Raw genomic sequence first — 11,388 nt, forward strand, 5'->3', positions numbered from 1 at the left:
CGTGCACAAACACTCAACATCTGCAGTCATTGTTGGGCCGCTGGTATCCAGTGGTACCAATGGCAATCATCAGACAGCTTATCGCTGGTTCCGCCATATCTCAAGCCTATTGAAAGTCAAGGTCATTAACCAAACGGATATCAATGCCCTCCAGGCTGAGATCCATGCCAGCGATCTCATGATTGCATTACACGCCAAAAAGTCGGCCATGGCCATCGAGCAATGGCCCGACAACAAGGCGCTGATTGTTGTGTTAACAGGCACCGATTTGTACCGTGACATCCATGACAGTTCACAAGCACAGCGTTCAATCGAAAAGGCAGATCGTTTGATCGTACTGCAAGGGTTGGGCGACAGGCAGCTACCCACCCATTTGAGGGAAAAAACGCGAGTGGTTTATCAGTCGTGTTCTGCCCGAAAAGCACTGCAAAAAACCGGGCGACACCTGCGCGCCGTGATGGTGGGGCACCTGCGAGAGGAAAAAGACCCGCTGACCTTCATGGCTGCAGCCACCCATTTGAAAGGCCAATCCATCCTGCTTGACCACATCGGAGAAGCGCTGGACGCCGAGCTTGGTCAGGCTGCGCAGCGCACGGCGGCATCCTGTCCAGCCTATCGCTGGTTGGGTGGTCTTGACCACGAGCAAACACGGCGACGCATACAACAGGCTCACGTTCTGGTGCACGCCAGCAAAATGGAAGGCGGCGCCCACGTGATCATGGAAGCGGCCCAAAGCGGCACGCCAGTGTTGGCCAGCCGTATCGATGGCAATGTCGGTATGCTGGGAGAAACCTACCCCGGGTACTTTCCACTGGGCGACTCAAAACAATTGGCCGACATGCTGCTACAACTTCGACACGAACAGCAAACCGGCGAAAACGGACTTTACACTGAACTATGCGCCCATGTTGCACAGCGGGCCGAACTGTTTACCCCGGAAAATGAGCGACAATCGTTGCTGGCAGTCATCCAGGAGGTTTTACCTGTCCATGAAAAGCGTTGATCAACCCGTTCTGCGCGACATCGTCCTGATCGGCGGGGGCCACAGCCACGTCGGTGTCATCAAGAAGTTCGGCATGGCCCCATGGCCCGGCGTCAGGCTCACCGTCATTTGCACCGACATTGACACACCCTACTCCGGCATGTTGCCGGGCTACATCGCGGGTCATTACCGATTTGACGAGGTCCACATTGATCTCGGTCGCCTGTGTGCGTTCGCTGGGGCCCGTTTCATTCAGGCACGGGTTACCGGACTTGACCGAATGGCCAAAAAGGTGATTTGTGAAGGCAGACCACCGATTGCTTACGATGCGGTGTCCATCAACATTGGGTCTACACCACGTGTTGACCTGCAGGAAAGCACACCGGGTTCGGCTGTGCCTGTCAAACCCATCGCGCAATTCAACACACGCTGGCAGGCCTTGCTTGAACGCATCCGTTCGCATGCACCGGGCGTGTCCATCGCCGTGGTGGGTGGCGGTGCAGGCGGTGTAGAGCTGACCTTGGCCATGCAATACCGTTTGCGCAACGAATTGACCAAGGCAGGCAAGAACCCCGATTCACTGAGCTTTCACCTGTTGACTGCGGGCGACAGGCTGTTGCCCACGCACAACCCGAAAGTGCAACAGGAATTCATGCAGGTGCTTCAACAGCGCGGTGTGAATGTGCACCTGAATGCGGAGGTGATTCAGCTCAACGAGGGCGTGTTAAGCACCACACAGGGGCTCCAGCTCAAAGCCGACGAAGTCATGTGGGTCACCCAGGCAAAAGGGGCCGCCTGGCTCGCCAACACAGGGCTTGATCTGGATGAAGGTGGCTTCATTGAGGTCAAAGACACCCTGCAAAGTGTCAACGACGACCATGTGTTCGCTGCAGGTGACGTGGCCAGCTTCAAAGACCGACCCCTTGAAAAGGCGGGGGTTTTTGCGGTTCGCATGGGGAAGCCCCTGACCGAGAATTTGAAAAGGCACATGGAAGGCACCCCATTGGTGCACTATCGCCCTCAACGCACCTGGCTGGCATTGATCAGCACGGGCGACCAATTTGCGATCGCCTCCAAAGGCGCACTGTCATTTTCAGGTGGCTGGGTTTGGCAGTGGAAAGACTGGATCGATCGTCGCTTCATGCGCAAATTCACTGATCTGCAACCGATGGACATGGACGCTGCGCCCGCAGCCCCGGCCCCTTCTGTCAACTTGAGTGCCGAAGAAAGCCAGCAGGCCATTTCGGCAATCGCCATGCGGTGCGGTGGCTGTGGCGCCAAAGTGGGCGCCAATGTGCTTTCTCGTGCACTGCAGGCCATTCACCCGATTGAACGTGACGACGTGCTGGTGGGTCTTCATGCACCCGATGACGCCGCCATTGTGCGGGTGCCCCCGGGCAAGGCCATGGTCCACACCGTTGATTTTTTCCGGGCATTCATCGACGACCCCTATGTGTTCGGCAAAATTGCCGCCAACCATGCATTGGGCGACGTGTTTGCGATGGGCGGACAAGCCCAGTCTGCAACCGCAGTGGCCACGGTTCCCCCAGGGCTTGAGGCCAAGGTGGAGGAGACGCTGTTCCAGATGATGTCGGGTGCGGTGGAGGTGCTGAATGAGGCGGGCTGCGCACTGGTCGGTGGACACACCGGTGAGGGCAAAGAACTGGCTTTGGGATTTGCAATCAACGGACTGGTGGACGAAAGCCTGAAAGGGGTGATGATCAAAGGGGGCCTGAAGGCTGGGCAAGTGATCGTTCTGACCAAACCGATAGGCACCGGCACGCTGTTTGCCGCACTTCCGCAACTGGGCACGCGCGGCGTGTGGATACAACGCGCGCTGGAATCCATGATGCATTCCAATCGAAAAGGGGCCGCAATCTTGATGGAGGCAGGGGCAACCGCCTGCACCGACCTCACCGGCTTTGGCCTGTTGGGCCACCTGGTCGAGATGATCAAACCGTCGGGTGTGGACGTTCGCTTGAAACTGACAAGCTTGCCACTGCTGGACGGTGCACTTGAAACGACCCGCGCGGGCATTGTCAGTTCATTGCAGCCAGCCAACGTGCGGCTGCGCCGCGCCATACAAAACCAGGCAGCCTGGGTGAACCATCCACTCTACCCGCTGTTGTTCGACCCGCAAACCGCTGGTGGCCTGCTGGCCAGTGTGCCAGCAGACAATGCACTGCACTGCGTTGCGCAACTGCGCCAAAATGGATACCCGCACGCCGCCATCATCGGCGAGGTGCTTGCCCAAGGCGATGCGCTGGAACTTGTCGCCCTGACAGAGTAATCCGCATTTCCTGCCCCGGCAGGGTTACCTCTTCTGCCTGAAGGCGCGCGTTTCGACCAGAGCGATACTTGTCCACAGTGAACATGGACGGAGGTATCACGATGAATTACGTTGCACGCGCGCTCGGGCGGCTGAAATTGAGCCGGCAAATCCTGCTCATCGCAGCGCCAGTGGGCTTGGCTTTTGGCCTGCTTTTTATTAACTATTTTCAAACAGCCAACGGGCTGATTCAAGCCAGCAAAGACGAGCTGATTGGTGCGCAGAACCTGCCTTTGCAAACTCAATTAATGGATCTGATTCAAACCCACCGCACGGCAACCGCTTTGGCGCTTTCCGGCGATGTTGCTGCCCGGCAAAGCCTCGGAGCCATCGAACAGTCCGTTCAAAACGGGCTGACCGATCTCAAGACAAAGTTGCCCTCTGAATGGACGAAAACCCAGGCGGCCATTGCCCAGATGGATGCGGACTGGAAAACACTTCAATCCAAAAATCTTGTTCAAACTCAAAAAGAAAATTTTCGCGCGCATCACTCAATGCTGAATGCGATCATTCACAGTATCCGATTGGCAGCCGATGAAAGCCAACTGACACTTGATCCTGAAGTGGCCGGCTATTATCTGATGAGCCCAGCCAACTTCAGCTTGCCTTTGATGCAAGTTCAACTGGCCACCATTCAAGGATTGCAGACGGCATCCCTTTCCACCCCCGAAGAATACGCCCAGGCCCTTGGGGAGGCTCAGGCCTTGCTGGACAACAACCAATTGCTGGCATCGGACGTGGCGGAAAGTCTCAAGAAGGTTCAGGAGGCAGGAACTGATGTACCTGCCCCCCTGTCTGAACAGGCCAAAAACCTGGCCACCCGCATCACTGAAGCGCGGCATTTGCTGGAACAGACCAACGCCAACCCACAGGCTTTCAAAGACCCAAAAGTCATTGGAGCAATCAATGACTGCCTGGCCAATGTTCAAGCCACGCAAACACAGATCATCACGGTGCTTGATCAGGCACTGGCCAATCGCATCGAACAGATGACCCGTGATTTGACGCTTAAATGTCTTGAAGCCCTTGCGGTGCTGACAGTGGCTGTCGCACTGGGCGTTCTCGTCTTTCGCCAAATCACAAAGCATGTCAATTTGCTGAGGCACCAAACCCAGGCTTTGGCCGAAGGCAACTTGACTGCGGTTGAACTGGTCCAATCGCAGGACGAATTGGGCCTGATATCCCAATCGGTTGAAACGGTGCGCATTCAACAAAATCAGATTCTTCGACAAATTCGCGAAGCCAGCAATCAGCTAGGCCAAAGCACCGAGACGCTGAGCGTGGCCACTGAACAGGTCAAAGCTGGCGCGTGCGCACAATCGGACTCTGCCGCATCAGTGGCCAGTTCAGTGGAAGAACTCAGCGTGTCTGTCGGCCAAGTCGCCGACTATGCAAACCAGGCATTTCAAATGGCCCAAAACACGGGCACGGCATCCAACACGGGGCAAGCCAAAATGCGGGGTACTCAAAATGCAATTGAGCGTATTGCAGAATCCTCCGAAGAACTGGCTGCCAGCATCGATAGCCTGGGACAACGCTCTGACGGCATTTCCAGCATCATTCAAACCATTCAAGCCATCGCCGAGCAAACCAACCTGCTGGCCTTGAACGCTGCAATCGAGGCGGCTCGAGCTGGCGAGCAGGGTCGAGGCTTTGCGGTGGTGGCCGACGAAGTTCGTCAGCTGTCAGAAAAGACAGCGCGATCGACCGAGAGCATTTCTGAATTGGTTACAGGCATTCAAAAAGAAACCCGCAAAGCCGTTGAAAATGTGCAAGGCTGGAAGGAAAAAATCAGCCAGGGCATTGATGATTCCAAGGGAGCCAATGGAAGTATGGTGCAGATACGGGAGCACTCGGAGATTACAGAAAGAGCCGTTCAAGAAATCAATGATGCGCTGAGTGAGCAAACCGCCGCCTCGAATGCGATTGCACAGAAAATTGAAAAAATTGCACAGATGACCGAGGAAAGTGCGACGGCAGCCAGACAAGTGTTTGAGGTCAGCCACGAGGTTCACCAAACCTCAAAAGCGCTTCAAGGCTTGTTGTCGCGATTCAAGCTGGATGACGCAACCGCGGCGGGCTGACGCCCCAACACGGAAAAAGTCTCCAGAATGGCCGACTTGTGAACCACACCCATTAACAACGGTTGCTCGTGGCTATGAACCACGGGCAGTCGTTCACCGAAATGCTGCATGAATTGAGTCAAACCTTCTGAAAGCGAATACGCGGGCAACAGCACCGGTATTTCTCCCGATTTCAGGAAAGGGGCGACTGCCTGGGTGGCAATTAAAGGATCACGTGTTAAAGCCTCAGACACATCTTTCAAAGACACCACACCCTGGTACCAGCCCTTTGAGTCAACCAGATAGACGTATTTCACCGGGTATTTAAAGAACATCTGCATCACGGCAGACACCGAATCATCCAGCGTCAACACCGTGTCAGCAGGTTGAACCAGATCGGCCATGGTTTGCCCTTCCAGACGAGTCCGTTCCTGCTCCTCCCGATTGCGCTGCGTCACAACCTCGTACATCCAGCGACCACCCCCGAAATTGCGAGCCACCCAAAACGCAATCACGCAAGCCACCATCAAAGGCAAAACCACCTGATCGCTCAAGGTCATCTCGAAAATCATGAAAATGGCCATCAACGGTGCACCCGTGGTGGCAGCCAAAAATGCGCCCATGCCAACCACTGCAAAGGCACTGGGCAACACACCCTGGGCAGGCAGAATCACCATGGCGGCTGCACCAAACAGCCAGCCCAAGGCGGCACCGACAAACAGCGTTGGCGTGAATACGCCGCCCACTGCTCCGGAACCTGTAGTCAGCGTGGTTGCCAGCACCTTGGTCACCAGCACAAGCAGCACGCTACTCCACAGCCAGGGCTGGTGTAACAGGGAATTGACGACGCTGTAACCGTTGCCCCACACCTGTGGAACCCACACCGAGATCGCCCCAACCAAAAAGCCGCCGACTGCAAGACGGATCGGCAAAGGCAAACTGAGTGACTCAAACAGCCGCTTGCCTGCCGCAAGGGTTCTCAAAAAAAAGGGCGCCATCGCCCCGACGAACAAACCCAAAGGCACACACCAAAGCACCTGCAAGCCTTGTAAACCCGCGAAGGTCGGCATGGCATAAACGGGATGATAATTCGGCAAAGCGCGCATGGTGACGTTGGCCACTACTGAGGCAAGCAACATTGGCCCAAGCGTGTCGATCGCAATGCTACCCAGCACGATTTCAGAGACAAACAAAGACGCCGCCAAAGGCGTGTTGTACGCCGAGGTCACCCCCGCTGCCGCGCCACAGGCAACCAGCAATCGCAACTGAGGGCGATCCAGCCGCAAGCGGCTACCCAACACCGAGGCGATCAAGGCCGACAGTTGCACCATGGAACCTTCCCGGCCGATCGATCCGCCAGAAGCCACCGAGAACAACGAAGAAACGCTGCGCAGAAGACTGTGACGAACCGGCAAATGACCATCACCCACGGCAATGGCTTCCATGTAGTCCGATCGTCTTTCCGCCGAGACGCGCCGAGCCCAGGCCAGCAGCAAGCCCGCAACCAGCCCGCCAATGGTCGGCAACCAGAGCCGCGCCGTCGGGTTCAATTGCATGGCCATGCCAACCATGGAACCCGGGTGACGAGTGAACAACCACTGAAGACCGGCAATGGCCTCTCGAAACAGAAAAGTGGAAAAGGCACCCAGCAAGCCGATCAACACAGCCCACAGCAGCACCGGTTGTATGCGTGACAGCCTGAACAATTCAAGCAGTCGAAGCCGGAGAGACAGAAAGCGGGTGTAAAGTGACATGAGGCGGGCAAAGAAGATGAACCATCATCGTTGCCCGATTATAGCGACTCTGGGTCAGTAGGTCTTGAAGGGCAGGAACTTTCCGCTCATGACGATGTTGACGCGGTCACCCTTTGGATCGGGCTGACGCATGATGTCCATGGAAAAGTCAATCGCGCTCATGATGCCATCGCCGAACTCTTCACCGATCAGTGCCTTCAGCGTGGTGCCATACACATTGATCAGTTCATAGAACCGATACACCAGCGGGTCTGTTGGAACTGCTGTTGGCAACGATCCCTTGTAGGGAATTTCTTGCAGCAATTCAACCGCCTCTGCTGGCAGCGACAAATATTCTCCGATCGCTTTCGCCTGCGTTTCGTTCAGCACCATCTGGCCCAGCAGTGCCGCGGTACTCCATTCTTTGGAATGTCCAATGACCTCTGCGCAGTTGGCCCAGGTCACTTTTTTCTTGCGTTTGGCCGCAATAATCATTTCAGTGACGTCTTCTCTTTTCATTTCATACTCCTCTTGAAAAACAAACTTCACTCGGTTTGTTTAGCAAGACTGGTGCCATGAAATTTCAGACAAAGCTGCACGGTGGTGGTGCAAACCGACTCCCGAAATGCACCGATATGTCGCTTATTTGCAAACCAAAACCCATTACAGAATGGGAATAAACAAAATACTTTTCAGCAGATGAAAAATCGGGTATCAATTGAGATGTAATTTTTTTACGGAAGGTTCTTAACATGGTTACACCTGAACAGAAAACAGCAGAAGCCGACGTCAAGAAAGCACCTGCTCCAAAAAAACCAGCCAGTACCACCGCTACAAAACCCGCCACCAAAGCCGCTGCCAAACCAGCTGCTGCAAAAACCGCCAAGCCCGCTTCAAAACCTGCAGCCAAACCTGCCGCCAAGAAGCCTGCTGCAAAACCCGCAGCAAAGCCTGCCGCCAGCGTCAAGGAAACTGTTGCCACCGCAGCCACCAAAGCACAAACCGCTTTGAACGAAGTCAAAACTGCGGCTGAAACGAAAGTCATTGACACCGTAGACAAGGCCGTAGACACAGCCAAGCAGACCAAAGCGAAGGTCACCAAGAAGGTGACAGCCGCCAAGAAAGATGCAACCGCTGCAGCCACGAAAGCCAAAAAAGAAGTGACCAAGAAAGTCGACAAAACCAAATCCACAGCCAAGAAAAAAGTGGAAGCCGTGAAGTCGGTCGCCAAAGAAGCGCTTGACGCAAAAGAGCGCAAAAAATTGTTCGGTGAAGTGCAAAAGCATGTGAAAGAACTTGCCAAAACACTGCAAACCGATCTGTTGAACAAAATCAAAAAGCAGTTTGGACTGAAGTAATCTCAACGGTTCTTCAAGTCACTCGAAGTCCGGCAAATGCCGGACTTTTTTATTTCAGCGGGTTCATGTCTGAATCAAATTGTTCAAGCTTGGGAAAGCGCAACACGGGCCTGTCTTCAAGCGTTTCAGCCGCCTGAACACAGTCAGCCATGATGCTGTTGCGCTCTGCCTCAGGCAGGTAAGGCACATGGTAAGCCGCAAAGGGCTCATGCACAGTGAATCCGCAGTAGCCCAAGGTGCCACGCAGCAAAGGGCGAAGCATGGTTTGAATGTCGCCATGCACCGCCTCTTCGCCGAACATGTTTGAACGCCCGCCCAAGGTGAAGGTGACCCAGGCTCGCTTTCCGGCCATCAAGCCCCGGTCATAAAACGTGCGCCCGCCGTAAAAAACACCAGACAAAAACACCCTGTCTATCCAGCCTTTCAAAATGGCGGGCACTGAAAACCAATAGAGCGGAAAATTCAACACAAGCAGGTCGCAACGCTTTACTTTGTCCACCTCAGAGGCGATGTCTGCCGGCAGGGAATTGGTTTTGACCGCGTTTCGCTGCTCGAGCGCGTACACCAGGTAGTCGGGGTTGGCACGCTGGGTAAAGTCGTTTGGCCCAGACACTGGATTAAACCCTTGTGCATACAGATCTGACCATTCGACGGTGTGACCTTGAGACTGCCAGGCACGGGCCATTTCACGACCCATCGCGCTGCAAAAAGACTGGGGCTCTGGGTGGGCGTGAACAATCAGAATATTCATGGATGTGGTGACTCAGGGAAATTGGCGATTCCTTGATGCTACCAAAGCTGGCAAGGGCGCAATGGGCTCTGGGCCGTAATCAGGCCGATAACGACGCCAAATTGCGCCCTCTGCATCCAGATGCTGCTGAAGTGCCCACATGCGCTTCAATTGCTGACGGGCAAGCGCTTCTTCCTCGGGTATTGCATGAATTTGAAAGGCCCAGTTGAATCGGGCCAACAGACTTGTGTATTCATCCTTTAATGCTGCATCGGGTTCGCTTGGCGAAGTGTGCATGTTGTCGGGTCCATTCGCAATTCAGAATTTGAATCTTAATACGAAATCGAGAATCAATACGACAACACATTCCGGTCAGGTTCCACCCCTCGACTGCCAGGTGTGGCACACGCGACCAACAACAACCAGTCCGCGGATTTTCAGCGGATTGTCCACTGCGCGAATGGCTGGGTTGTCGCAGCTCATTTCGACTTGACCGCTCAAAGTAATCCGGAATCGACGAAGTTTCAGATTGCTGTTCACCGACACCAGAAAGATGCCTTCGGATTGCTTTTCCTGAGTGGACACATCCAGAAGCAGCAGATCACCCGGTGACAGGGTCGGGCTCATGTCTGAATCGCAACAGGTCATTAATCGCAGTTGCGAAGCGGGCAAACCCACGTGCTTTTCAAGCCAGCTCTGGCGGATATCCATGCTGACGACCGATTGCGAGGCGTCTGTTTTCAGCGTATCCAGGGTCGCAATCCGCGCAAACTCGCCATACACCACCTCGCTGGCCTGAACTGCCACCCCGACGCCTTCAATGTGCTGAATGCTGTACACCAAATCGCCACGCAAATGGCTTTCGGTCAGACCATAACACTGGGCCAGCTTGCGAAGTGTACTTGATCGGGGCTCAGCATGTTCGCCCGACAGAATACGGTGAATGGTGGGTTGTGGGACACCCGACCGCTCTGCCAGTTGATAGGCGTTTTCGCGGTGGGCTTGCATGAGTTGCTTGAGAATGGATGCTGTTTTCATTACCAAAATATACGCATCCGTATATAACGTATCAAACACGGATGCGTATTTTGGTAATACTTTCTCGCATTAAAGCGTTAAATCACGCCGTACGCCAACATGGCATCGGCCACCTTGACGAAGCCGGCAATATTGGCCCCCTTCAGGTAATCCACGTGACCATCGTCGGATTTGCCATACTGAACACATTTGCGATGAATGTCGCCCATGATGGCGCGCAGACGCTGGTTCAGCTCCTCACGAGACCAGGACAAGCGCATGCTGTTTTGCGTCATTTCAAGCCCCGACACCGCAACGCCGCCTGCGTTGGCGGCCTTGGATGGCGCAAACATGATGCGCGCTTTTTGAAAGGTGTCGATCGCCTCCTTGGTGGACGGCATGCTGGCCCCTTCTGACACGCCCTTGCATCCGTTTTGAACCAGCAAGGAGGCGTCTTCACCCGAAATTTCATTCTGGGTAGCACATGGAAAGGCGAGGTCACAGGGCACACCCCAGGGGCGCTTGCCATCCAGATACCGGGCATTGGGATATTCATCACAGTACTCGCTGATCCGGCCGCGTTTGACTTCCTTCAGGTGTTTGATGAAGGCCAGTTTCTCAGTGGTAATGCCATCGGGGTCATGAATGGCACCCGATGAATCCGACATGGTGATGACCTTGGCGCCCAGTGCCAGCAACTTTTCAACTGCGTATTGGGCCACATTGCCCGAGCCGCTGACCGCACACACCTTGCCTTCGAGCTTTTCGCCTTTTTGCGCCAGCATGTCTTCCATGAAATACACCACACCATAGCCGGTGGCCTCTACCCGAATTTCACTGCCGCCAAACGCCAGGCCCTTGCCAGTCAGCACACCTGTGAATTCGTTGCGAATGCGTTTGTACTGACCAAACATGTAGGAAATTTCGCGCCCGCCCACGCCGATGTCACCTGCGGGCACGTCGGTAAAGGGGCCAATGTGCCGGCACAGTTCTGTCATGAAGGATTGGCAAAAACGCATGATCTCACGATCGGATTTGCCTTTCGGATTGAAGTCGGAACCGCCTTTGCCACCACCCATGGGCAGCCCGGTCAGGCTGTTTTTAAAGGTTTGTTTGCGTATTCTGGCCGAAACTGGACACGGTTTCTGGCTGAAACTGGACACCGTTTCCAGAGCA

11 protein-coding genes are annotated in these 11,388 nt (G+C 54.8%); 4 read left to right on the plus strand and 7 right to left on the minus strand.

The window, feature by feature from the left end; translation table 11 throughout:
- Position 1 precedes the first annotated feature (1 nt).
- The 3 genes from senB (at position 2) to QQJ87_RS10700 (ending at position 5,395) form a co-directional block, all read left to right on the plus strand.
- Complete coding sequence (gene senB / locus QQJ87_RS10690; protein WP_284281708.1) at positions 2-1,003, plus strand: selenoneine biosynthesis selenosugar synthase SenB; 1,002 nt, start codon at positions 2-4, stop codon at positions 1,001-1,003.
- Positions 990-3,272 carry a selenide, water dikinase SelD gene (gene selD, locus QQJ87_RS10695; RefSeq protein WP_284281709.1) on the plus strand — a complete coding sequence of 761 codons (2,283 nt, stop codon included), beginning with the start codon at positions 990-992 and terminating at the stop codon, positions 3,270-3,272. Before senB ends, selD begins: the two co-directional genes overlap by 14 nt.
- 101 nt (positions 3,273-3,373) lie before the next feature.
- The gene (locus tag QQJ87_RS10700) at positions 3,374-5,395 is read left to right on the plus strand and encodes a methyl-accepting chemotaxis protein (RefSeq protein ID WP_284281710.1); all 2,022 of its coding nucleotides are present in this window, start codon (positions 3,374-3,376) and stop codon (positions 5,393-5,395) included.
- Here QQJ87_RS10700 and QQJ87_RS10705 read toward each other — a convergent pair.
- From QQJ87_RS10705 to QQJ87_RS10715, 3 genes are all read right to left on the minus strand, one after another.
- Positions 5,344-7,128: a ClcB-like voltage-gated chloride channel protein gene (locus tag QQJ87_RS10705; protein ID WP_284281711.1), complete on the minus strand. Its 1,785-nt coding sequence runs from the start codon at positions 7,126-7,128 to the stop codon at positions 5,344-5,346. The genes QQJ87_RS10700 and QQJ87_RS10705 overlap by 52 nt on opposite strands.
- A gap of 54 nt (positions 7,129-7,182) precedes the next feature.
- The gene (cynS, locus tag QQJ87_RS10710) at positions 7,183-7,626 is read right to left on the minus strand and encodes a cyanase (RefSeq protein WP_284281712.1); all 444 of its coding nucleotides are present in this window, start codon (positions 7,624-7,626) and stop codon (positions 7,183-7,185) included.
- Positions 7,627-7,690: 64 nt separating this feature from the next.
- A complete protein-coding gene (locus tag QQJ87_RS10715; protein WP_284281713.1) occupies positions 7,691-8,128 on the minus strand; it encodes a hypothetical protein in 438 nt (145 codons plus the stop codon).
- Between QQJ87_RS10715 and QQJ87_RS10720 the strand changes: the two genes are divergently transcribed.
- Positions 8,115-8,465 carry a hypothetical protein gene (locus tag QQJ87_RS10720; protein WP_284281714.1) on the plus strand — a complete coding sequence of 117 codons (351 nt, stop codon included), beginning with the start codon at positions 8,115-8,117 and terminating at the stop codon, positions 8,463-8,465. The two genes, QQJ87_RS10715 and QQJ87_RS10720, sit on opposite strands and share 14 nt — an antisense overlap.
- Before the next feature lie 49 nt (positions 8,466-8,514).
- On the opposite strand, the gene QQJ87_RS10725 is transcribed toward QQJ87_RS10720, so the two are convergent.
- The 4 genes from QQJ87_RS10725 to gdhA all read right to left on the minus strand — a co-directional run.
- The gene (locus QQJ87_RS10725) at positions 8,515-9,216 is read right to left on the minus strand and encodes an NAD(P)H-dependent oxidoreductase (protein ID WP_284281715.1); all 702 of its coding nucleotides are present in this window, start codon (positions 9,214-9,216) and stop codon (positions 8,515-8,517) included.
- Between the two features lie 12 nt (positions 9,217-9,228).
- Positions 9,229-9,492, minus strand: coding sequence for a hypothetical protein (locus QQJ87_RS10730; protein WP_284281716.1), 264 nt, complete (start codon positions 9,490-9,492; stop codon positions 9,229-9,231).
- 75 nt (positions 9,493-9,567) lie between these two features.
- Entirely contained in the window at positions 9,568-10,233 is a 666-nt protein-coding gene (locus tag QQJ87_RS10735) for a LexA family transcriptional regulator (protein ID WP_284281717.1), read from the minus strand.
- Positions 10,234-10,310: 77 nt separating this feature from the next.
- The coding region (gene gdhA / locus QQJ87_RS10740) for an NADP-specific glutamate dehydrogenase (protein ID WP_284281718.1) at positions 10,311-11,388 on the minus strand (1,078 nt) is incomplete at its 5' end.

This window comes from Limnobacter litoralis, assembly GCF_030160455.1.
Lineage (GTDB): Bacteria > Pseudomonadota > Gammaproteobacteria > Burkholderiales > Burkholderiaceae_B > Limnobacter > Limnobacter litoralis.